The sequence below is a fragment of the Pseudomonas sp. CG7 genome, assembly GCF_023701885.1.
GTDB classification, from domain to species: domain Bacteria; phylum Pseudomonadota; class Gammaproteobacteria; order Pseudomonadales; family Pseudomonadaceae; genus Aquipseudomonas; species Aquipseudomonas zanjanensis.
In genome coordinates, this window is sequence record NZ_JABAEE010000004.1 from 144,331 (window position 1) to 167,251 (window position 22,921).

The following is a 22,921-nucleotide window of genomic DNA, read 5'->3' on the forward strand; positions in this document are numbered from 1 at the left end:
CATGGCCGAGCCCTGGCAGCCGTTGCTCGATTGGTGGTTTGGCACAGCCGAAAAACCAGATGAGATCGCGGCTGACAAGGGCAAGCTATGGTTTGGCAAAGGCCATGATCGCCAGGCGCAAGAGCGCTTCGGTGATCAGGTCGAGCAGGCACTGGCCGGCGGATTGACCGATTGGGCGCAACGCCCGGAAGGTTGGCTGGCCTTGGTGCTGCTACTGGATCAACTTCCCCGGATGATCTATCGCAACACCCCCGAAGGTTTTTCCGGCGACCTGCGTGCCCAAGCGCTGGTGGCTCAAGGACTGGCGGCGGGCTTCGATCAGCAACTCAAACCCATCCAGCGCGTATTCATCTACCTCGTACTCGAACACTGCGAAAACCTCGCGGTGCAGAACGAAGCCGTGTCGCGGTTCATCGAGTTGGTTCGAGAACAGCCCGAGGCGCAGCGTGCGGTGTTTGAGGACAACCTGGATTATGCCGAGCGGCATCAGAAGATCATTGCGCGGTTTGGCCGCTTTCCCCATCGCAATGCGGTGTTGGGGCGTGAGTCCACGGCTGAGGAAGTGGAGTTCTTGAGCAGGCCTGGGTCCAGGTTCTAAATTGTGTTGTGGCCGCTATCGCCATCGCGAGCAAGCTCGCTCCCACAGTAGAGTGCGGTCAACTGTGGGAGCGAGCTTGCTCGCGATGGGGCCTTCGATAGCACTAGATCCGGAAACTGCCCACCAACTGCTTCAACCGCGCCGCCTGCTGCTCGAGGTCGGCACAGGCCCGCAAGGTGGCTTGCAGGTTTTCCACGCCTTCCTGGTTAAGCGTATTGATCTCGGTGATGTCGACGTTGATCGATTCCACCACGGCGGTCTGTTCTTCGGTGGCGGTCGCCACGGATTGATTCATGCCGTCGATTTCACCGATGCGTTGGGTCACGCTGCCCAGCCGTTCGCCGGCCTGGTTGGCGATGCTGACGCTGCCTTCGCTCTGGCGCTGGCTGTCGGTCATGGTCAGTACCGCTTCCCGTGCGCCGACTTGCAGCTCTTCGATCATCTTCTGCACTTGCTGCGCCGAGTCCTGGGTGCGGTGGGCCAGGTTGCGCACTTCATCGGCCACCACCGCGAAGCCGCGCCCGGCCTCACCGGCCCGGGCCGCTTCGATGGCGGCGTTGAGGGCGAGCAGGTTGGTTTGCTGGGAGATGCTGGTGATCACCTCGAGGATCTGGCCGATGTTCACCGTGTTGCTGTTCAGGGTTTCGATGTTGCCGCACGAATCGCTGATCTTGGCTGACAACTGCTGCATGGCCGCGATGGTTTTATCCACTACTTGCTGGCCATCTTCGGCCAGGTTGCGGGCCTCGCTGGAATGTTGCGAGGCGAGGGCGGCATTCTGGGCGATTTCCTGGGCGGCGGCGCCGAGCTGGTTGATGGCCGCGGCCACGCTGCTGGTGCGCGACGCCTGCTGGTCGGAGTTGAACATCGACGAGTTGGAGGCACTGACCACGCGCAGGGCGACTTCGTTGACCTGGCCGGTGGCCGAGGCCACTTCGCGGAGCGAGGTGTGAATGCGCTCGACAAAACGGTTGAACGACGTGCCCAGGGCGCCGAATTCGTCCTGGCCGTGGATCACCAGGCGCCGAGTCAGGTCGCCTTCGCCTTCGGCGATGTCATGCATGGCGCGGCCCATGGTCAGCAGCGGTTGCATCAACACGCGGATCAACATGCCCAGCAAGGCGATGATGAACACCACGGCGATGACCATGGCGATCAGTGCCGAAGTGCGGAACTCACTGAGCATCGCCAGGGCGGTGTCCTTGTCGAGCACCAGCGCCACGTACCAATCGGTGCCCGGCACACCATTGACCCGGGTGAAGGAGATGAATTGGGACTTGCCGTCGAGGTCGACTTCCTTCACACCCGGGCTGATTTGCGGCGCGCCGTGGGGGTAGGCCTCGGCCAGGGTCTTGAGCACGCGCTTGCTGTCGGGGTGGATCAGGATCTTGCCGTCGGCGCTGACGATGAACGCGTGGCCGTGGCCGCCGAAGTTCAGCGAGTTGATGATGGCGCTGACGCTGGACAGGTCGATGTCCGCACCGGCCACGCCGATCATCTGGTTCTGGCGTTGTACCGGAGTGGCGACGGTGATCACCAGCTTGCCCGACGAGGCGGCGATGTAGGGTTCAGTGACGATGGTTTGCTGTGCGCTGTTGGCAGCCTTGTACCAGCCACGGGCGCGAGGGTCGTAGTCGGCGGCGCGATTGCCGGCCGGTACCGAGAACATCAGGCCGTCGGTGCCGCCGAAATAGCTGAGCTGGAAATTGCCGGTATAGGCCGGCAGGCCCACGGCGCGCTTGAGGCTGTCGGCACTGCTGCCGTCCACGGCGATCTGTTGGGCCAGCGATTGCAGCAATTGGATACGGCCGTCGACCCATGTCTGGATGTTACGGCTGGTCAGGCTGCCGAGTTCCTGCATGGAAGTCTCGGTGCTGGCGTGCAGGCTTTGGCGTTGACGATAGTCGTTGAACAGGATGAAACAGGCGAATGCAACGGCCACCACGAGGGCGGCAGCCAGCAGGATTTTATGGCTGAATTTCATGTTTCTGGTCATTAAGAACACTACCGCGGAGGGACGGGTCAGGACGGGCTGTCAATTTGCCATAACGCAGGATTTTGCGCTGTGACTTTTTATCGGCGTAGAAGCCCGGCTCATCAGGCGTCCCGGGTCCAATCCCGACGAAAGGTACGACGGCGTCACAATCCGGTTGATTCATTCCTGAAACACCTCTGTATGGCCAATAAATACTGGCGGCGCCAGGGAACCAGATAGGGGTTTTCTCTTCTAAGGATCAGGTTGGCACCCTGCCACCTCCCTTCCGCTCCAGGAGTTACACCATGTCGCTGCGATCTATCGCTCTGCTGTTTATGTGCGTCGTGCTGACCGCATGCAGCAAGGTCAACCAGGAAAACTATTCGAAGCTGTCGGCTGGCATGCCCAAGGCCGAAGTCGAAACGTTGCTGGGAAAACCGACCGATTGCTCAGGCGCCCTCGGCATGTCCAGCTGCACCTGGGGCGACCAGAAAAGCTTTATCAGCGTGCAGTACGCCGGTGACAAAGTGTTGATGTTTTCCGGCCAAGGCCTGAAGTAAACCGAGGCCAGTGGCCTGCGGGAGAAAAATAATGATGCGGTTAGTGTTTGTGCTTTTGGCTGGCCTGGTATTGGCTGGCTGTGCCACTTCTGGCGAAGATCCGTTGGCACCCAAGACGGTCAACAGCGTCAATCTCAAGCGTTACCAGGGGACCTGGTATGAGTTGGCCCGCCTGCCCATGTATTTCCAGCGCAATTGCGCGCAATCGGAAGCTCACTACACCCTCAAGCCAGACGGCAACGTGGGCGTGCTCAATCGCTGCCTGACCTCGGACTGGCAGTGGGAAGAAGCCAGGGGCACCGCGACGCCGCAGGTGCCGGGCAAGACCGACAAGCTCTGGGTCGAATTCGATAACTGGTTTTCCCGGATCGTGCCGGGCGTGGCGAAGGGGCAATACTGGGTGCTCTATGTCAGCGATGACTACAAGACCGCCATCGTCGGCGACCCGAGCCGTCGCTACATGTGGCTGCTGTCCCGCACACCGACCGTCAACAGCGTCGTGCGCGAGGAACTGCTGAGCAAGGCGCGCCAGCAGGGCTATGACACGACACGCCTGGTCTGGCGCGCGTCGGACCGGCAGATGGCCAAGACTTCGGACTGACAGTCACCCGAAAACCAATGTGGGAGCGAGCTTGCTCGCGATAGCGGACTTTCAATCAACATTCATGTTGAAAGTAAAGGCCTCATCGCGAGCAAGCTCGCTCCCACATTTGGTATCTGTCACATCGATTCTTGGGGTCAGCCCAGCAGTTCGCGCAGCACCTGGGTAAACGCCCGGGCGCTTTCCGCTTCGCCGGCATGACGTCCCTCACGCACCACCCACTGTCCGCCGACCATCACATCGCGCACCTGGCGATCGCCGCCAGCGAACAGCCAGCGATTGAGGATCCCGTCGCCCTGGGCCGTGGCCAGGTATGGGTCGTTGCCATCGAGCACCAGCCAGTCGGCGCGCTTGCCGATTTCGAGAGCGCCGATCGGCTGCCCCAGGGCCTGGGCGCCGCCTTCCAATGCCGCGTCAAACAAGGTGCGGCCAACCATCGGCTGATCCGCCCGATACAAGCGATTGCGCCGTTGATCCCGCAGGCGCTGGCCATATTCCAGCCAGCGCAATTCTTCGACCACGCTCAATGACACATGGCTGTCGGAGCCGATACCGAGGCGTCCGCCCTGGGCGAGGAAATCCACGGCCGGGAAAATCCCGTCCCCCAGGTTGGCTTCGGTGGTCAGGCACAGGCCGGCAATCGCCCGGCTCTTGGCCATGAGGCTGACTTCCTGGGCGTTGGCGTGGGTGGCGTGGACCAGGCACCAGCGCTGATCGACCTCGGTATTTTCATACAGCCATTGCAGCGGACGTGCGCCGCTCCAGCCCAGGCAGTCATCGACTTCCTTTTGCTGCTCGGCGATGTGGATGTGCACCGGGCAATCACGGTCGCTGGCGGCCAGTACATCCTGGATCTGCCCGGGTGTCACGGCGCGCAGCGAGTGGAAGCACAGGCCCAGCGCCTGGGACGCTTGCCCGGCCAGGATCGGCTGCAAGCGCGACTGAAGCTTCAGGTAATTTTCGGTGCTGTTGATGAAGCGGCGCTGCCCGTCGTTGGGTGCCTGGCCGCCAAAGCCGGAATGGCTGTAGAGCACCGGCAGCAGCGTCAGGCCAATGCCGGCGGCACTGGCAGCGTGGCTGATACGCAGGGCCAGCTCCGCCGGGTCGGCGTAGGGCGCGCCGTCGGTGTCATGGTGGACATAGTGGAATTCAGCGACCGAAGTATAGCCGGCCTTGAGCATTTCGATGTACAGCTGGCGGGCGATGATGCCGAGTTGGTCGGGGCTGATTTTTCCGACGAGGCGGTACATCAAGTCGCGCCAGGTCCAGAAACTGTCGTTGGGATTGCCCGCCACTTCCGCCAGCCCGGCCATCGCCCGTTGGAAGGCGTGGGAGTGCAGGTTCGGCATGCCCGGCAACAGCGGACCGCCCAGCCGTTCGGCGCCATCTGCGTGGGAGCCGGCCTGGATATGGGTCAGGACGCCTGCGGCATCCACCTCAAGACGTACATCATAGGCCCATCCACTAGGCAGCAGCGCGCGTTCGGCAAAGAAGGCGGACATGGTTCAACCTCATCGTGCGTAATTTGTATATACATATACAGACGTTTGCCTGGCCGGTAAACTCCGGCAAGCTAGCAACCTTATTCGCAGAACAGGGAACCGCCGTGCCGACTCCGCCTGCCAAACCGCCGCTGGCCGCAAACATGGGTGACAGTCCGGCGCCCTTGTACGCCCGCGTTAAACAAATGATTACCCAGCAGATCGACAGTGGAAACTGGCCGCCGCATTACCGTGTGCCATCGGAAAGCGAGCTGGTCAGCCAGCTGGGTTTCAGCCGCATGACCATCAACCGTGCCCTGCGGGAAATGACCGCCGACGGCCTGTTGGTGCGCATGCAGGGTGTCGGCACCTTCGTGGCCGAGCCCAAGAGCCAGTCCGCGATGTTCGAAGTGCATAACATCGCGGATGAAATCGCCTCCCGTGGTCATCGTCACAGCTGCAAGGTCATCACCCTGGAAGAAGAGGCGGCCGGTTCCGAGCGGGCCCTGGCCTTGGACATGCGTGAAGGCCAGAAGGTATTCCATTCACTGATCGTGCATTTCGAGAACGACATCCCCGTGCAAATCGAGGACCGTTTCGTCAACGCACTGGTGGCACCTGAATACCTCAAGCAGGACTTTACCGTGCAAACCCCCTACGCCTACCTGAACCAGGTTGCGCCGCTGACCGAAGGCGAGCACGTAGTGGAGGCGATCCTGGCCGAGCCGAGCGAATGCAAGCTGTTGCAGATCGAAAGGGGCGAGCCGTGCCTGTTGATCCGTCGCCGCACCTGGTCCGGGCGCCAACCGGTCACCGCCGCTCGCCTGATCCATCCGGGCTCACGTCACAGTCTGGAAGGGCGTTTTCATAAATGAGCCAATTGAAAGTGTTACGTGCCGCGGATTACCCGCGCATGCCTTGGAAGAACGGTGGCGGCAGTACCGAGGAAATCACTCGCGATGCCGGCACCGGCCTGGAAGGTTTCGGCTGGAGACTGTCGATTGCCGATATCGGTGAGTCGGGTGGTTTTTCCACCTTCGCCGGTTACGAGCGGATCATCAGTGTCTTGCAGGGAGATGGCATGACGTTGAATGTCGATGGTCAGGCTACGCGGGCGCTTTATCCGCTGGACGCTTTTGCGTTCAGCGGCGAGAGCCATGTGCATTGCACGCTGCTGGGCGGACCGATTCGTGACTTCAACCTGATCTACGCACCGCAGCGTTACCGCGTGCGATTGCAATGGTTGGGCGGCCAGCAGCGGTTTTTCAGCGAGGCGGCAACGGTGTTGGGGTTCAGTGCCGCGCCGACGCTGAGGGTCAAGATGGATGAGGCTGTCGAGGCGCTGGGGCTTTATGACTGCCTGCAACTGAGCGGCAACACCGGGCTGCTGGAAATCACCACCCACGGCCAATGCTGCGTGATCGAGCTGACGGCCCACTAAAGAAATCCTGCGACAGAGCTTTTGTGGCGAGGGAGCTTGCTCCCGCTGGGCCGGGCTGGCGCTCCAGCGCGCAGCGGCCCTGTTTTTTGGGGTCTGCTTCGCAGCCCAGCGGGAGCAAGCTCCCTCGCCACAAAAAGCGTGTTTATTGTTCCTTCCGCACGCACCAACTTGTTACTGAATGCCCCAGCGTGGCGCAATATCACGCTTTTGTGTCCCCCCGATTCCTCCCTTTGAACCCCCCCGTCAAAAACTTCATGCCGCTCAGCAGCCCTTGAATCACAAGGCTTTCAGCAATTCCCCAACCGTTTCTGAACACTACCTCTAACAAGTTGGCCGCTTGATTGCATATGCTTGTACATACAAGTAAAGACGTATGCGTATGAGTCACCGATATTCAACGCAACGTTCGTAGAAATCGCTGCCCACTGCCCGGGCTGGTCTGGATTGATCGCTGAGGAGTTTTTGCTGTGACCGACGCTACCCGCAAACCCGAAAAATACCGTGACGTTGAAATCCGCGCCCCTCGCGGTAACACGCTGACCGCTAAGAGCTGGCTGACCGAAGCGCCGCTGCGCATGCTGATGAACAACCTCGACCCGGAAGTGGCCGAGAACGCCAAGGAGCTGGTGGTCTACGGTGGCATCGGCCGCGCGGCACGCAACTGGGAGTGCTACGACAAGAGCGTCGAAAGCCTCACCCACCTGAATGACGACGAAACCCTGCTGGTGCAATCCGGCAAGCCGGTGGGCGTGTGCAAGACCCACAGCAACGCCCCCCGCGTACTGATCGCCAACTCCAACCTGGTGCCGCACTGGGCCAGTTGGGAACATTTCAACGAACTCGACGCCAAGGGCCTGGCCATGTACGGCCAGATGACCGCCGGCAGCTGGATCTACATCGGCAGCCAGGGCATCGTGCAAGGCACCTATGAAACCTTCGTCGAGGCCGGTCGCCAGCATTACGATTCCAACCTCAAGGGCCGCTGGGTGCTGACCGCCGGCCTGGGCGGCATGGGCGGCGCACAGCCGCTGGCCGCGACCTTGGCCGGTGCATGCTCGCTGAACATCGAGTGCCAGCAGGTGAGCATCGATTTCCGCCTGAAAACCCGCTACGTCGACGAGCAAGCCAAAGACCTCGACGACGCCCTGGCGCGCATCGAGAAATACACCGCCGAAGGCAAGGCGATTTCCATTGCACTGTGTGGGAACGCGGCGGAAATCCTGCCGGAAATGGTCCGTCGTGGTGTGCGTCCGGACATGGTCACCGACCAGACCAGCGCCCACGATCCCCTCAACGGCTATCTGCCGGCCGGCTGGACCTGGGACGAATACCGTGCCCGCGCCAAGACCGAGCCCGCCGCCGTGGTGCAGGCCGCCAAGCAATCGATGGCCGTGCACGTCAAAGCCATGTTGGCCTTCCAGAAAATGGGTGTGCCGACCTTCGATTACGGCAACAACATCCGCCAGATGGCCCAGGAAGAGGGCGTCGAAAATGCCTTCGACTTCCCGGGTTTCGTCCCGGCCTACATCCGTCCGCTGTTTTGCCGCGGCATCGGCCCGTTCCGCTGGGCGGCGCTGTCGGGTGACCCGCAGGACATCTACAAGACCGACGCCAAGGTCAAGGAACTGATCCCCGACGACGCCCACCTGCACAACTGGCTGGACATGGCCCGCGAGCGCATCAGTTTCCAGGGCTTGCCGGCACGGATCTGCTGGGTTGGCCTGGGCCAGCGCGCCAAGTTGGGCCTGGCGTTCAACGAAATGGTGCGCAGCGGTGAGCTGTCGGCGCCGATCGTCATCGGCCGTGACCACCTCGACTCCGGTTCCGTGGCCAGCCCGAACCGTGAAACAGAATCCATGCAGGACGGCTCCGACGCCGTTTCCGACTGGCCGCTGCTCAATGCCTTGCTCAACACCGCCAGTGGCGCGACTTGGGTATCGCTGCACCACGGTGGCGGCGTCGGCATGGGCTTCTCCCAGCACTCGGGCATGGTGATCGTCTGCGATGGTACCGATGAAGCGGCCGAGCGGATTGCCCGCGTGCTGCACAACGATCCGGCGACCGGCGTGATGCGCCATGCCGATGCCGGTTACCAGATCGCCATTGATTGCGCGAAGGAGCAGGGGCTGAACCTGCCGATGATTACCGGCAAATAACGCAACACCCATGTGGGAGCGAGCCTGCTCGCGAAGGCGGCTTGTCATCCGAGGCATGTGTTGAATGACACACCGCTTTCGCGAGCAGGCTCGCTCCCACAAATAAAAGCAGCGCCCGAACCCGAACAATCCACAGAGGTTGAACCATGGCTGTCACCAGCACACGCGTAAGCAGCAAGCCGTTGATCGAGAAACGTTCGATCGACTACATCCCGGAAGCGGAGCGACACGGTCGGCTGTTGAGCCAGTTCACCCTCTGGATGGGGGCCAACCTGCAAATCACTGCAATCGTCACCGGTGCATTGGCGGTGGTGCTGGGCGGTGATGTGTTCTGGTCGTTGATCGGTTTGCTGATCGGCCAAGTGCTCGGCGGTGGCGTCATGGCCTTGCATGCCGCCCAAGGGCCAAAGCTTGGCCTGCCGCAGATGATCTCCAGTCGTGTGCAGTTTGGTGTGTATGGCGCGGCCATCCCGATCGTGCTGGTGTGCCTGATGTACCTGGGTTTCACCGCGACGGGGACCGTGCTTTCCGGCCAGGCGCTGGGCCAGTTGTTTGGCGTCAGCGACAGTGTCGGCATCCTCATTTTCGCCAGTGTCATTGTGCTGGTCACGGTGCTCGGGTATCGGGTGATTCACTTCATTGGCCGTGTCGCCAGCGTGATTGGTGTGATTGCCTTTGTTTACCTGTTTGCTCGCCTGATCAGCCAGACCGACGTGGGCGCACTCCTGCAAATTCGCCATTTCAGCTGGAGCAGTTTCCTGCTGGCGGTGTCGCTCGCGGCCTCCTGGCAGATCGCTTTCGGCCCCTACGTGGCGGACTATTCGCGTTACCTGCCGAGCAAGACCTCTTCGGTGAAAACCTTTTTTGCCGCAGGTGCCGGTTCAGTCATCGGCGCGCAGGTGGCGATGATCCTTGGCGTGTTTGCCGCCGCCTCGGCCAACGGGCAGTTCGCCGGTCACGAAGTGGCCTACATCGTTGGCCTGGGCGGTACCGGTGCCACGGCTGCGTTGCTGTACTTCAGCATCGCGTTCGGCAAGGTCACCATCTCCACGCTGAACTCCTATGGCAGCTTCATGTGCATCGCGACCATCATCAGCGGGTTCCGGGGACACCTGAACGTAACGCGTGTGCAGCGTCTGGTGTTCGTGCTGTTCATTGTCGGCGCGGCGACCTTGATCGCGCTGCTCGGCCAGCACTCGTTCCTCGGTGCGTTCAAGTCCTTCATCTTGTTCTTGCTGGCGTTCTTCACACCGTGGAGCGCAATCAACCTGGTGGACTACTACTGCATCACGCGCGAGCGTTATGACGTGCCGGCATTGAACGATCCGAAGGGTCGCTACGGTCGCTGGAATGCCCTCGGCATCAGCGTCTACGTCTTTGGTGTACTGGTTCAGTTGCCGTTCATTGCCACCAAGTTCTATACCGGTCCGTTGGTGAAAGCCATGGGCGGTGTGGACATCTCCTGGATCATCGGCCTGGTGGTCCCGGCGGCGCTGTATTACGTCGTCGCCAGGAAGTGGCACAGCGCAGTACCCGATCAATTGATCCTGCCGGTCGAGCAGGACGCGGTTGACGCACAACCGAGCAGGGCGGGCCGCATCCAAGCGGTCTGATGGGACGTTGACAGGGCTGGATGCCTCTTGACTGCCGTAAGCCAATCCAACTGATTAGGAGCGTCACATAATGAAGTCGAACAAGACCCTGCTGACCACATTGCTTTCCATGGGCCTGCTGGCCAGCGCCGGCGCCACGCAAGCGGCCGGTTGGTGCGAGTCGGGTAAACCGGTGAAATTCGCCGGCCTGAACTGGGAAAGCGGCATGCTGCTGACCGACGTCCTGCAAGTGGTGCTGGAAAAAGGCTACGACTGCAAGACCGACTGCCTGCCCGGCAACTCCATCACCATGGAAAACGCCCTGAGCAGCAACGACATCCAGGTATTTGCCGAAGAGTGGGTCGGCCGCAGTGAAGTCTGGAACAAGGCCGAGAAGGCCGGCAAGGTGGTCGGCGTCGGGGCCCCGGTGGTGGGCGCCATCGAAGGCTGGTACGTGCCGCGCTACGTGATCGAAGGCGATGCCAAGCGCAAGCTCGAAGCCAAGGCCCCGGGCCTGAAGAACATCGCCGACCTGGGCCAGTACGCCGCCGTGTTCAAGGATCAGGAAGAGCCATCCAAGGGCCGCTTCTACAACTGCCCGGCCGGCTGGACCTGCGAGCTGGACAACAGCGAAATGCTGAAGAGCTACGGCCTGGAAAAAACCTACACCAACTTCCGTCCAGGCACCGGCCCGGCCCTGGATGCGGCGGTGCTGTCGAGCTACAAGCGTGGCGAGCCGATCCTGTTCTACTACTGGTCGCCAACGCCGCTGATGGGCCAGGTGGACTTGGTCAAACTCGAAGAAAAACCCGGCGTGGATAAAAGCGTGAGCATCAAGGTCGGCCTGTCCAAGACCTTCCACGACGAAGCCCCGGAACTGGTAGCGGTGCTGGAAAAGGTCAACCTTCCGATCGATATCCTGAACCAGAACCTCGGGCGCATGGCCAAAGAGCGGATCGAGTCGCCGAAACTGGCGAAGATCTTCCTGAAGGAACATCCTGAAGTCTGGCACGCCTGGGTCAGTGACGACGCTGCCAAGAAAATCGACGCGGCTCTGTAGGTCGAATATTTCCCGGCCAACCAGAGGGCTGGCCGGGACATTCACCGCATCCACCTGATCGAGAGTCTCTTATGTTTCCCGAAAGCTTTACCTTCTCCATCGCCGACTGGGTCAACGGTTGGGGCGATTCCTTGGTGACCAATTATGGCGATGTGTTCCGGCACATCTCCGACACCCTGCTGTGGGCCATCGTCAACCTCGAAGGCCTGCTGCGCATGGCGCCGTGGTGGTTGATGCTGGCCATCGTCGGCGGCGTTGCCTGGCACGCCACCCGCAAGGTCGTCGCTACGGCGGTGATCGTCGGCCTGTTGTTCCTGGTGGGTGCGGTGGGCCTGTGGGACAAATTGATGCAGACCCTTGCCCTGATGCTGGTGGCGACGCTGATCTCGGTGATGATCGGCATTCCTCTGGGCATTCTCTCGGCGCGCAGCAATCGCCTGCGTTCGGTGTTGATGCCGTTGCTGGACATCATGCAGACCATGCCGAGCTTCGTGTACCTGATTCCGGTGTTGATGCTGTTTGGCCTGGGCAAGGTCCCGGCGATCTTCGCCACGGTGATCTACGCCGCGCCGCCGTTGATTCGCCTGACCGACCTGGGCATCCGCCAGGTGGACGGCGAAGTGATGGAGGCGATCAACGCCTTCGGCGCCAACCGCTGGCAGCAGCTGTTCGGCGTGCAACTGCCCCTGGCCCTGCCGAGCATCATGGCCGGGATCAACCAGACCACCATGATGGCCCTGTCGATGGTCGTCATCGCCTCGATGATCGGCGCCCGTGGCTTGGGTGAAGACGTGTTGGTGGGCATCCAGACCCTCAACGTCGGGCGTGGCCTGGAAGCGGGCCTGGCCATTGTGATTCTCGCCGTGGTCATCGACCGCATTACCCAGGCCTATGGTCGTCCTCGGCATGAGGTGAGCAAATGAACAACGCAGCCATCAGCAAGATCGAAGTCAAGAACGTCTTCAAGATTTTCGGCAACCGCTCCAAGGAAGCCCTGGAGCTGATCCGCCAGAACAAGACCAAGGACCAGGTGCTGGCCGAAACCGGCTGCGTGGTCGGCGTGAACGACCTGTCGCTGAGCATCGGCACCGGTGAGATCTTCGTGATCATGGGCCTGTCCGGCTCCGGCAAATCCACGTTGGTGCGCCACTTCAACCGGCTGATCGACCCTACCAGTGGCGCGATCCTGGTGGACGGCGAAGACATCCTGCAACTGGACATGGACGCCTTGCGCGAGTTTCGCCGGCACAAGATCAGCATGGTGTTCCAGAGCTTCGGCCTGCTGCCCCACAAGAGCGTGCTGGACAACGTCGCCTACGGCTTGAAAGTGCGCGGCGAGAGCAAGCAGGTGTGCGCCGAGCGGGCGCTGCACTGGATCAACACCGTGGGCCTGAAAGGCTACGAGAACAAATACCCGCACCAGCTCTCCGGTGGCATGCGCCAGCGCGTCGGTTTGGCCCGGGCCTTGGCGGCGGACACGGACATCATCCTGATGGACGAAGCCTTCAGCGCCCTCGACCCGCTGATCCGCGCGGAAATGCAGGACCAGTTGCTGGAACTGCAAAAGACCCTGCACAAGACCATCGTCTTCATCACCCACGACCTCGACGAGGCCGTGCGCATCGGCAATCGCATTGCGATTCTCAAGGACGGCAAGCTGATCCAGGTCGGCACGCCGCGGGAGATCCTGCACTCGCCGGCGGATGAGTATGTCGATCGGTTTGTGCAGCGCAGGGCTGCGGTGGTTTGAGGTTGTGGTGGCTGGCGCGCTTTTGTGGCGAGGGAGCTTGCTCCCGCTCGGGCGCGTAGCGGCCGCTTCTTTTGGGCCTGCTGCGCAGTCCAGCGGGAGCAAGCTCCCTCGCCACAAAGGCTGTGCTTTTAGCCAGATGTGATGCTGAAATAATTTTTTCATGAGGTTGAAGATGTCCCAGGCTGAAAAAATCATCATCACCGGCGCTCCGTTGCGCTGGCAGGACGTGGTCGCCGTCGCTCGCTTCGGCGCGGTGCTAGAGCTGTCGACCCAGACCTGGGCACGGATCGACAATGCCCAGGCCATCGTCCAGCGCATCGTCGAAAGCGGCGAACGCGCCTATGGCGTCAACACCGGCCTGGGCGCCTTGTGCAATGTCTCGCTCAAGGACGAACAACTCAGCCAACTGTCGCGCAACACCCTGCTCAGCCATGCCTGTGGCGTCGGCCCGGCGCTCTCCGACGAGCAGACCCGGGCGATTCTCTGCGCGGCCCTCCACAACTACAGCCAGGGCAAGTCCGGCATCCATCGGCGCGTGGTCGAGGCGTTGCTGGCCCTGCTCAATCGCGGCATCACCCCGCAAGTGCCGTCCCAGGGTTCGGTGGGTTACCTGACCCACATGGCCCACATCGGCATTGCGTTGCTGGGCGTTGGCCAGGTCAGCTATCGCGGGCAAATCGTCCCGGCGCAACACGCCCTGGCCGCCGAGAATTTGCAACCGGTGCAACTGGGGGCCAAGGACGGTTTGTGCCTGGTCAACGGCACGCCATGCATGACCGGCCTCAGTTGCCTGGCCCTGGCCGATGCCACGCGACTGGTGCAATGGGCCGACGTGATCGGCGCCATGAGTTTCGAGGCCCAGCGCGGCCAGATCGCCGCGTTCGACGCCGACGTCATGGCGCTGAAGCCGCATCCGGGCATGCAGCAGGTCGGCGTCAATCTGCGGGCATTGCTCGACGGCAGCGAAGTCATCGCCGGTAGCCTGGGTATTCGCACCCAGGACGCCTTGAGTATCCGTTCGATTCCCCAGGTACACGGCGCGGCTCGCGACCAATTGGCCCATGCCCGACAACAGATCGAAACCGAACTCAACTCGGTGACCGATAACCCGCTGCTGCTGGGGACACCGGAGAACTTCCGGGTCATGTCCCAGGCCAATCCCCACGGCCAATCGGTGGCGTTGGCGGCAGACCTGCTGGCGATTGCCATGGCAGAGATCGGCTCCATCGCCGAGCGCCGCCTCGACCGGCTGATCAACCCGCACGTCAGCGGCCTGCCAGCCTTCCTGGTGGCCAACCCCGGCGTGAACTCGGGGATGATGATCGTGCAATACGTCGCCGCATCGCTGTGCGCGGAAAACAAGCAATTGGCGCAACCGGCGGTGCTGGACAATTTCGTCACCTCCGGGTTGCAGGAAGACCATTTGAGCATGGGCACCAACGCCGCCCTGAAGCTGCACCGGGCGTTGGAAAACTGCACGCAGATCCTCGCCATCGAATACCTGCTGGCGGCCCAGGCCTTTGAATTTCTCAAGACGCAGCGCTTCGGCGCCGGGACGGACATCGCCTGGAAGTTGCTGCGCGAGCGTGTTCCGGCCTACGACCAGGACCGCTGGCTGGCGCCGGAAATCGCCAGCGCCGCCGGGCTGCTAAAAGATCCGAACGTGCTGCACAACGTACTACCCAATTTGAACTGATCAAAATAGCGCCAGCGTGCCAAGGCACCTATAGCCCAAAAGGCATCGCCCAAAAAGCGAAGGTGACGGATAACGGAACATTCCGGAGCGACTGGCGGGTGAAAAACAAAACTCTCAAAAGGAGCAATACATGACTGCCTTAAACCTGATTCCCGGCCAATTGAGCCTGGCTCAATTGCGTGACATCTATCAGCACCCGGTCACCCTGAGCCTGGACGCCAGCGCGTCGGCGCAGATCGAGGCCAGTGTTGCGTGCGTGGAACAGATCCTCGCCGAGAACCGTACCGCCTACGGCATCAACACCGGCTTCGGCCTGTTGGCCTCGACCCGTATCGCCAGCGAAGACCTGGAGAACCTGCAGCGCTCCCTGGTGCTGTCCCATGCCGCTGGCGTGGGCGAGCCGATCAGCGATGCGCTGGTGCGGTTGGTCATGGTGCTCAAGGTCAACAGCCTGAGCCGGGGTTTTTCCGGCATCCGTCGGCAGGTGATCGATGCGCTGATTGCGCTGATCAATGCCGAGGTCTACCCGCACATCCCGCTCAAGGGGTCGGTCGGTGCGTCCGGTGACCTGGCGCCGCTGGCCCATATGTCCCTGGTGCTGCTGGGCGAAGGCAAGGCCCGCTACAAGGGCGAATGGCTGCCGGCCGTCGACGCCCTGAAAATGGCCGGCCTCGCGCCGCTGACCCTGGCCGCCAAGGAAGGCCTGGCGCTGCTCAACGGCACCCAGGTCTCCACCGCGTTTGCCCTGCGCGGCCTGTTCGAAGGCGAAGACCTGTTCGCCGGTGCCCTGGCCCTGGGCAGCCTCACGGTGGAAGCGGTGCTCGGTTCGCGTTCGCCATTCGATGCACGTATCCATGCGGCTCGCGGCCAGAAAGGCCAGATCGATGCCGCCGCGGCCTACCGCGACCTGCTGGGCGAGCGCAGCGAAGTCTCCGATTCGCACCAGAACTGCGACAAGGTCCAGGACCCGTACTCCCTGCGCTGCCAGCCGCAAGTGATGGGTGCCTGCCTGACCCAGTTCCGCCAGGCTGCCGAAGTGCTGGTGATCGAGGCCAACGCGGTGTCGGACAACCCGCTGGTGTTCGCTGCCGAGGGCGACGTGATTTCCGGTGGCAACTTCCACGCTGAACCGGTGGCGATGGCCGCTGACAACATGGCCCTGGCGATTGCCGAAATCGGCTCCCTGAGTGAGCGGCGCATTTCGCTGATGATGGACAAGCACATGTCGCAACTGCCGCCGTTCTTGGTGGCCAATGGCGGGGTGAACTCCGGCTTCATGATCGCCCAAGTGACTGCGGCCGCCCTGGCCAGTGAAAACAAGGCGCTGTCCCATCCCCATTCGGTGGACAGCCTGCCGACCTCGGCCAACCAGGAAGACCACGTCTCCATGGCCCCGGCCGCTGGCAAGCGCCTGTGGGAGATGGCCGAGAACACCCGTGGGATTTTGGCGGGGGAATGGCTTGCGGCATGCCAGGGCCTGGACCTGCGCGGCGGCTTGAAGACTTCCGCCAAACTGCAACAGGCCCGGGGCCTGTTGCGTGCAGAAGTGCCGTTCTATGAGAAGGACCGGTTCTTTGCGCCGGACATCAATGCAGCGAGTGAATTGCTGGCGAGTCGGTGCCTGAACGAATTGGTTACGGCGCAGCTGTTGCCGAGCCTGTAAGGGCCCCTTCGCGAGCAAGCTCGCTCCCACAGGGGATCGGTGTCGAGCCCTTCATTTGGGGTACACCCCTGATCCCTGTGGGAGCGAGCCTGCTCGCGATTCGATTTTGAATGAGACGAGGAAACCGGGATGAAAACCCTCTGGCAAAACTGCCACGCCGCCACCATGGCCCAAGGCGTCTACTCGATCATCGAAGACGCCGCCATCGTCACCCAGGACGAGCACATTCAATGGATCGGCCCGTGCGCCGAGTTGCCAGCAGGCGATTACCCGGCGGTCAACGACCTCAAGGGCGCCTGGGTCACGCCGGGGCTGATCGACTGCCACACCCACACGGTGTTTGGCGGCAACCGCAGCGGTGAGTTCGAACAGCGCCTGCAAGGTGTCAGCTACGCCGCAATCGCCGCAGCCGGCGGTGGCATCGCCAGTACCGTGCGCGCCACCCGCGCCGCCAGTGAAGACGAGCTGTTCGCCAGCGCGGCCAAACGCCTGAAAAGCCTGATGCATGACGGCGTGACCACGGTGGAAATCAAGTCCGGCTATGGCTTGGACCTGGCCAGCGAACGCAAGATCTTGCGGGTCATTCGCCGCCTCGCTGCCGAACTTCCGGTCAGCGTACGCAGCACCTGCCTGGCGGCCCACGCCTTGCCGCCGGAATACAAGGACCGCGCTGATGATTACATCGAGCACATCTGCACCGAGATGCTGCCGGCCCTGGCGGCAGAGGGGCTGGTGGATGCGGTGGACGCCTTTTGCGAATACCTGGCCTTTTCCCCGGCGCAGGTCGAGCGGGTGTTCATCACCGCGCAGCAATTGGGCCTGCCGGTGAAGCTGCACGCCGAACAGTTGTCATCGCTGCAGGGTTCCAGCCTTGCGGCACGCTACCAGGCGCTGTCGGCCGATCACCTGGAGTTCATGACCGAAGACGATGCCATGGCCATGGCCGCGTCCGGCACCGTGGCGGTGTTGCTGCCGGGGGCGTTTTATTTCCTGCGCGAAACCCAGCTGCCGCCCATGGATGCCCTGCGCAAGCACGGCGTGAAAATCGCCGTGGCCAGCGACCTCAACCCCGGCACTTCGCCGGCGTTGTCGTTGCGCTTGATGTTGAACATGGCCTGCACCTGTTTCCGCATGACCCCGGAAGAAGCCTTGGCGGGGGCGACGATTCATGCGGCCCAAGCCTTGGGCATGGCGCAGACCCACGGTTCGCTGGAAGCCGGCAAGGTCGCGGATTTTGTCGCCTGGCACATCGACCGCCCCGCTGACCTGGCGTACTGGCTCGGTGGCGATCTGGAAAAACGCGTCGTGCGTCACGGCGTGGAAATCGATTGAGGAGAACGGTTGTGGAGAAGGTCCTGAATTTCAAGCAAGGGCGCGTGCCGCTGTTGATCAGCATGCCCCACGCCGGCCTGCGCCTGACCCCGGCGGTACAGGCCGGGTTGATCCCCGAGGCCCAGAGCCTGCCGGACACCGACTGGCACATTCCCAAGCTCTATGAGTTCGCCAATGAGTTGGGCGCCAGCACCCTGGCCGCGGAATACTCGCGGTTCGTCGTCGACCTGAATCGCCCCGCCGATGACAAACCGATGTACGTCGGCGCCACCACCGGTCTTTACCCGGCGACGCTGTTCGATGGCGTGCCGTTGTTTCGCGAAGGACTGGAACCTTCGGCCGAGGAGCGGGCGACGTATCTGCAACAAGTCTGGATGCCGTACCACCAGGCGCTGGCGCAGGAGCTGGCGCGGCTCAAGGCCGAGTTCGGCTATGCCTTGCTGTTCGATGCCCACTCGATCCGTTCGGTGATCCCGCACCTGTTCGACGGCAAGTTGCCGGACTTCAACCTGGGCACGTTCAACGGCGCCAGCTGCGACCCGACCCTGGCCAGCCAGCTCGAAGCCATCTGCGCTCGCCATGGCCAGTTCACCCATGTGCTCAACGGGCGTTTCAAGGGCGGGCACATCACCCGGTATTACGGCAACCCGGCCGAGGACATCCACGCGGTGCAACTGGAGCTGTGCCAAAGCACCTACATGGAAGAGTTCGAACCGTTCAACTATCGCTCCGATCTGGCGGCGCCGACCCAGGTGGTGCTCAGGGAGTTGTTGGAAGGCTTCCTGGCGTGGGGGCAAAAGGCCTACAAACATTAATCTGTGACCAAGCAGTCTTTGTGAAGGACTTCTTGTGAACATGGGGTTCTGTGGCGAGGAAGCTTGCTCCCGCTGGGTGGCGAAGCCGCCCTCGCTTTTTTGGTTGCTACGCAACCGAGCGGGAGCAAGCTCCCTCGCCACAAAAGCATTTCAAGCCGCTCTCCCTGTCGCCACCGTGCAAAACCAAGTCGCCACAGTTCACCTTTACCTCCTCGACGCTGCGTAATGTTCCAGGCACGGTGCACCTAGACACCGACCTACAACAATCCACTGCCGCACGAGACCCCTCGCGATGAAAAGACTGTCCAAGCGCTGTCTGTCGTTCCTCTGCGGTACCGTTCTACTAAGCTCCGGCGCGATGGCCGCCGAGCCTGCATCCTGCCAGACCGTACGCATGGGCGTGGTCAACTGGACCGACGTGATCGCCACCAGCGGCATGGCCGACGTGTTGCTCACCGGGCTGGGCTACGAAAGCAAGCAGACCAGCGCCGTGCAGCAGATCATCTTCGCCGGCATCCGCGACAAGCGGCTCGACATCTTCCTGGGCTATTGGAAACCGGCGATGGACAAGAACATCGCCCCGTTCCTGGCGGCCAACCAGGTGAAGGTCCTGGATAAACCCAGCCTGGCCGATGCCCAGGCCACCTTGGCCGTCCCGGACTACGTGGCCGCGGCGGGGCTCAAGACCTTTGCCGACATCGCCCGGTTCAAGGATCAGCTCGGTGGCAAGATCTATGGGATTGAGCCAGGCAGTGGCGCCAACACCACCATCAAGACCATGATCGAAACCAATCACTTTGGCCTCAAGGATTTCAAGCTGATCGAATCCGGTGAGGCGGGGATGCTGGCGGCGGTGCAGCGGGCGGTGAATCGCAAGGAATTCGTGGTGTTCGTCGGCTGGACCCCGCCCCCGATGAACATCAACATGAACATCGCCTACCTGACGGGCAGCGAAGACGTCTATGGTCCGAACGAAGGCGCCGCGACCGTGTCCACGGTGACCGCGCCGGACTACGCCCAGCGTTGCCCCAACGTTCAGCGACTGCTGGAAAATCTCACGTTCACCGCCGCCCAGGAAAGCCAGCTGATGGTGCCGATCATGGAGCGCAAGACACCCCAGGACGTCGCCCGGCAATGGCTGCGCGAGCATCCCGAGGATCTGCAGCGCTGGCTCGCTGGCGTGACCAGCTTCGATGGCAAGGATGGCGTAGCGGCGGTGCAGGCCAGCCTCAAGCACTGACACAACCTTATGGACACTGATACCCCTGTGGCGAGGGAGCTTGCTCCCGCTGGGTTGCGAAGCAGCCCTAGAAAAAAAGCGGGCGCTGCGCACCCGAGCGGGAGCAAGCTCCCTCGCCACAGAAGCCACAGAAGCCACAGAAGCTAAAAACGGCTGAGCCACATCCTCTTTCGACGCATGACAATCCAAGATGGCCTACCCACTATCCCAGGCAATGTCCGCCTTCATCGACAAAACCCTGAGCTTCACCGCCCCGGACGACAGCCTCGACGGTTCGCGCCAGGCCTACAGCCAGATGTGCCGGGCGTTTACCCCGCCGCGTCCGCCAACGCTCGTGGTGGAGGATTTGCAGTTGGCCGGCGTGGCCATCCGGGCCTATCGCCCACGCATTGCGCCGCCGCTCGCCGGCTGGCCGTGCATTCTCTACCTGCCCGGTGGCGGTTGGGTGGTGGGGGACCTGGATTCTCATGACTTCATCTGCATGGAACTGGCGGCTGAGCTTGGCGCGTTGGTAGTGGCGGTGGATTACCGGCTGGCCCCCGAGCATCCGTTTCCGGCCGCGGTCGAAGATTGCCTCGCGGTGTGGCACCACTTGGCGGACACCCCGTTTGCCATCGACCCGCGTCGCCGGGCGGTGGCCGGTGACAGTGCCGGCGGCAACCTCGCCGCTGCGTTGTGCTTGGCCTTGCGCGATGCCGGGCAGCCGTTGCCCCGGGTCCAGGTGTTGATCTACCCGGCGCTTGGTGGCCCGGCGGATTTGCCCTCACGCCAAGCGTGCGAAGATGCCCCGCTCTTGAGTGGCCGCGACCTGGAGCGCTATGAGGCGCTGTACCTGTGTGGCGCCCAACCCACGCCTTATGCCATGCCGCTATTCGCCGACGACCTGAGCGGCGTGCCGCCGGCGCTGGTTGCGGTCGCGCAATGGGACCCGCTGCGCGACGATGGTGTCCGTTACAGCGAGCGGCTGAAAGCCGCAGGGGTGGACTCCGTGCTGTATATCGGCGAAGGGCTGGTCCACGGTTGCCTGCGTGGCCGGGGCCAGGTGCCAGAGGTCGATCAGTTGTATCGCACGCTGCTGGCGTTCCTGGCTGACATGCTTTGACTGCGCAGGGGCATGCTCATTCAGGTGATTCGGGTTTATGATGCCGGACGGCAGATTAAATAGACGTCCCCACAGGGATGACTCGACCCCTTACGGAGCGCGCAATGCTGACTTTGTACCCGCAGATCAAACCCCATGCCCGGCACGATCTGGCTGTCGATGACACCCACACGCTCTATGTCGATGAAAGCGGTTCCCCGGAAGGTCTGCCAGTGGTGTTCATTCACGGTGGCCCGGGTGCTGGCTGCGACGCGCAGAGTCGTCGCTACTTCGATCCGAACCTTTACCGTATCGTCACCTTCGACCAGCGCGGTTGCGGTCGCTCCACCCCCCACGCCAGCCTGGAAAACAACACCACCTGGGATCTGGTCGAAGACCTGGAGCGCATCCGCAAGCACCTGGGCATCGAAAAATGGGTGCTGTTCGGCGGTTCCTGGGGCTCGACCCTGGCCCTGGCCTACGCCCAGACCCATCCAGAGCGGGTGCATGGCCTGATCCTGCGTGGGATCTTTCTCTGCCGTCCGCAGGAAATCGAGTGGTTCTACCAGGCTGGCGCCAGTCGCCTGTTTCCCGACTATTGGCAAGACTACATCGCGCCGATTCCCCTGGATGAGCGCGACGACTTGCTCAGCGCTTTCCACAAGCGCCTGACCGGTAACGACCAGATTGCCCAGATGCATGCGGCCAAGGCCTGGTCCACCTGGGAAGGTCGTACCGCGACCCTGCGTCCGAACCCGCTGGTGGTCGATCGCTTCTCCGAGCCGCAGCGGGCGCTTTCGATTGCCCGGATCGAATGCCACTACTTCACCAACAATGCGTTCCTCGAACCCAACCAGCTGATTCGCGACATGGGCAAGATCGCCCATTTGCCGGGCGTCATTGTGCACGGCCGCTACGACGTCATCTGCCCCTTGGACAACGCCTGGGAGCTGCATCAGAACTGGCCCAACAGCGAACTGCAGGTGATCCGCGACGCCGGTCACGCCGCTTCGGAGCCGGGAATTACCGATGCGCTGGTACGCGCCGCTGCGCAAATGGCCCGGCGCCTGCTCGACCTGCCGCCCGAGGAAGCATGAAGGGGCTGTTGCAACGTGTGCGCTGCGCACGGGTCGAAGTAGCCGGTGAGATCATCGGGGCTGTAGACCAAGGCTTGCTGGTGCTGGTGGCCGTCGAGCCCGGGGATACCCGGGCCAGCGCCGACAAACTCCTGCACAAGCTGCTTAACTATCGCGTGTTCAGCGACGCCGAGGGCAAGATGAACCTGTCCGTGGTGGATGTCGGTGGTGGGCTGCTGCTGGTGTCGCAGTTCACCTTGGCGGCGGACACCAAAAGCGGCCTGCGTCCAAGTTTTTCCACGGCCGCGCCTCCGGCCTTGGGCGAAGAGTTGTTCAACTATTTGCTGGCCCAGGCGAAACAGGTGCATGGCACAGTGGCATCAGGTAGATTCGGCGCCGACATGCAGGTGCATCTGGTCAATGATGGCCCGGTAACCTTCCTGTTACAGTCCTGAAAGCGTTTGAAACATCTTTTCCGTTCTGTTTCGAGGCTAAACAGGGAGTTTTCTCGATAAATACTTTGCTACCCCTGATGCGTTGTCACGCGGGCTACTAGATAATCGCGCGCTACGGGGGATCAGCGTTCGCTGGTCCATTTGACTTAGGTAGAGACTTGTCCTGAACCGTTTGGGGAATCATTTTGCCCCGTCGGAGTCGGAACAATGCTCGCCAACTTGGCAAGAGTGGTCCGCAGGAACGGTTTTTCAGCGCCGTTACCGTGTAGATACTTTATCTGGCCGTTGGTTTTTTGATCAGTTTTCGGCGAGGGTTGCTCGTGATTGTTAGTCCCTGTAATGCACCAAA

The 22,921-nt window shown here is 62.0% G+C and carries 20 protein-coding genes; 18 read left to right on the forward strand and 2 right to left on the reverse strand.

Features of this window, described 5'->3' with window-relative positions; all coding sequences use genetic code 11:
- Window position 1 precedes the first annotated feature (1 nt).
- Window positions 2-598: a DUF924 family protein gene (locus HGO40_RS03580; RefSeq protein WP_250961903.1), complete on the forward strand. Its 597-nt coding sequence runs from the start codon at window positions 2-4 to the stop codon at window positions 596-598.
- Window positions 599-701: 103 nt separating this feature from the next.
- Here HGO40_RS03580 and HGO40_RS03585 read toward each other — a convergent pair whose 3' ends face one another.
- Entirely contained in the window at window positions 702-2,594 is a 1,893-nt protein-coding gene (locus HGO40_RS03585; protein ID WP_250961904.1) for a methyl-accepting chemotaxis protein, read from the reverse strand.
- Window positions 2,595-2,878: 284 nt separating this feature from the next.
- Between HGO40_RS03585 and HGO40_RS03590 the strand changes: the two genes are divergently transcribed.
- Both HGO40_RS03590 and HGO40_RS03595 read left to right on the forward strand, forming a co-directional pair.
- Window positions 2,879-3,133 (forward strand): hypothetical protein, encoded by a 255-nt coding sequence (locus HGO40_RS03590; RefSeq protein WP_003186715.1) that lies wholly within the window; start codon window positions 2,879-2,881, stop codon window positions 3,131-3,133.
- Between the two features lie 31 nt (window positions 3,134-3,164).
- A complete protein-coding gene (locus tag HGO40_RS03595; protein ID WP_250961905.1) occupies window positions 3,165-3,734 on the forward strand; it encodes a lipocalin family protein in 570 nt (189 codons plus the stop codon).
- A 137-nt stretch (window positions 3,735-3,871) separates the two neighbouring features.
- On the opposite strand, the gene HGO40_RS03600 is transcribed toward HGO40_RS03595, so the two are convergent.
- Window positions 3,872-5,236 (reverse strand): formimidoylglutamate deiminase, encoded by a 1,365-nt coding sequence (locus HGO40_RS03600; RefSeq protein WP_250961906.1) that lies wholly within the window; start codon window positions 5,234-5,236, stop codon window positions 3,872-3,874.
- A gap of 143 nt (window positions 5,237-5,379) precedes the next feature.
- Between HGO40_RS03600 and hutC the strand changes: the two genes are divergently transcribed.
- From hutC to dtd, 15 genes are all read left to right on the forward strand, one after another.
- A complete protein-coding gene (gene hutC, locus HGO40_RS03605) occupies window positions 5,380-6,090 on the forward strand; it encodes a histidine utilization transcriptional repressor HutC (protein WP_250961931.1) in 711 nt (236 codons plus the stop codon).
- On the forward strand, window positions 6,087-6,656 hold the full coding sequence (locus HGO40_RS03610; RefSeq protein ID WP_250961907.1) for a HutD/Ves family protein: 570 nt from the start codon (window positions 6,087-6,089) through the stop codon (window positions 6,654-6,656). The genes hutC and HGO40_RS03610 overlap by 4 nt, the downstream gene beginning before the upstream one ends.
- A 467-nt stretch (window positions 6,657-7,123) precedes the next feature.
- Entirely contained in the window at window positions 7,124-8,812 is a 1,689-nt protein-coding gene (hutU, locus tag HGO40_RS03615; RefSeq protein WP_250961908.1) for a urocanate hydratase, read from the forward strand.
- Between the two features lie 146 nt (window positions 8,813-8,958).
- Complete coding sequence (locus HGO40_RS03620; RefSeq protein WP_250961909.1) at window positions 8,959-10,425, forward strand: purine-cytosine permease family protein; 1,467 nt, start codon at window positions 8,959-8,961, stop codon at window positions 10,423-10,425.
- Between the two features lie 70 nt (window positions 10,426-10,495).
- Complete coding sequence (locus HGO40_RS03625; RefSeq protein WP_250961910.1) at window positions 10,496-11,464, forward strand: ABC transporter substrate-binding protein; 969 nt, start codon at window positions 10,496-10,498, stop codon at window positions 11,462-11,464.
- Window positions 11,465-11,535: 71 nt separating this feature from the next.
- Entirely contained in the window at window positions 11,536-12,387 is an 852-nt protein-coding gene (locus HGO40_RS03630; RefSeq protein ID WP_250961911.1) for an ABC transporter permease, read from the forward strand.
- The gene (locus HGO40_RS03635) at window positions 12,384-13,214 is read left to right on the forward strand and encodes a quaternary amine ABC transporter ATP-binding protein (protein WP_063323338.1); all 831 of its coding nucleotides are present in this window, start codon (window positions 12,384-12,386) and stop codon (window positions 13,212-13,214) included. The genes HGO40_RS03630 and HGO40_RS03635 overlap by 4 nt, the downstream gene beginning before the upstream one ends.
- A 172-nt stretch (window positions 13,215-13,386) precedes the next feature.
- A complete protein-coding gene (gene hutH / locus HGO40_RS03640; protein ID WP_250961912.1) occupies window positions 13,387-14,910 on the forward strand; it encodes a histidine ammonia-lyase in 1,524 nt (507 codons plus the stop codon).
- A 130-nt stretch (window positions 14,911-15,040) separates the two neighbouring features.
- The gene (hutH, locus tag HGO40_RS03645) at window positions 15,041-16,573 is read left to right on the forward strand and encodes a histidine ammonia-lyase (RefSeq protein ID WP_250961913.1); all 1,533 of its coding nucleotides are present in this window, start codon (window positions 15,041-15,043) and stop codon (window positions 16,571-16,573) included.
- Window positions 16,574-16,702: 129 nt separating this feature from the next.
- Window positions 16,703-17,905, forward strand: coding sequence for an imidazolonepropionase (gene hutI / locus HGO40_RS03650; protein ID WP_250961914.1), 1,203 nt, complete (start codon window positions 16,703-16,705; stop codon window positions 17,903-17,905).
- Window positions 17,906-17,916: 11 nt separating this feature from the next.
- Complete coding sequence (hutG, locus tag HGO40_RS03655; protein ID WP_250961915.1) at window positions 17,917-18,720, forward strand: N-formylglutamate deformylase; 804 nt, start codon at window positions 17,917-17,919, stop codon at window positions 18,718-18,720.
- Between the two features lie 292 nt (window positions 18,721-19,012).
- Window positions 19,013-19,960 carry a choline ABC transporter substrate-binding protein gene (locus HGO40_RS03660; protein ID WP_250961916.1) on the forward strand — a complete coding sequence of 316 codons (948 nt, stop codon included), beginning with the start codon at window positions 19,013-19,015 and terminating at the stop codon, window positions 19,958-19,960.
- Between the two features lie 190 nt (window positions 19,961-20,150).
- The gene (locus HGO40_RS03665; RefSeq protein ID WP_250961917.1) at window positions 20,151-21,062 is read left to right on the forward strand and encodes an alpha/beta hydrolase; all 912 of its coding nucleotides are present in this window, start codon (window positions 20,151-20,153) and stop codon (window positions 21,060-21,062) included.
- A 104-nt stretch (window positions 21,063-21,166) separates the two neighbouring features.
- Entirely contained in the window at window positions 21,167-22,138 is a 972-nt protein-coding gene (gene pip, locus HGO40_RS03670; protein WP_250961918.1) for a prolyl aminopeptidase, read from the forward strand.
- Window positions 22,135-22,572 (forward strand): D-aminoacyl-tRNA deacylase, encoded by a 438-nt coding sequence (dtd, locus tag HGO40_RS03675; protein ID WP_250961919.1) that lies wholly within the window; start codon window positions 22,135-22,137, stop codon window positions 22,570-22,572. Before pip ends, dtd begins: the two co-directional genes overlap by 4 nt.
- The last annotated feature ends 349 nt before the right edge of the window (window positions 22,573-22,921 follow it).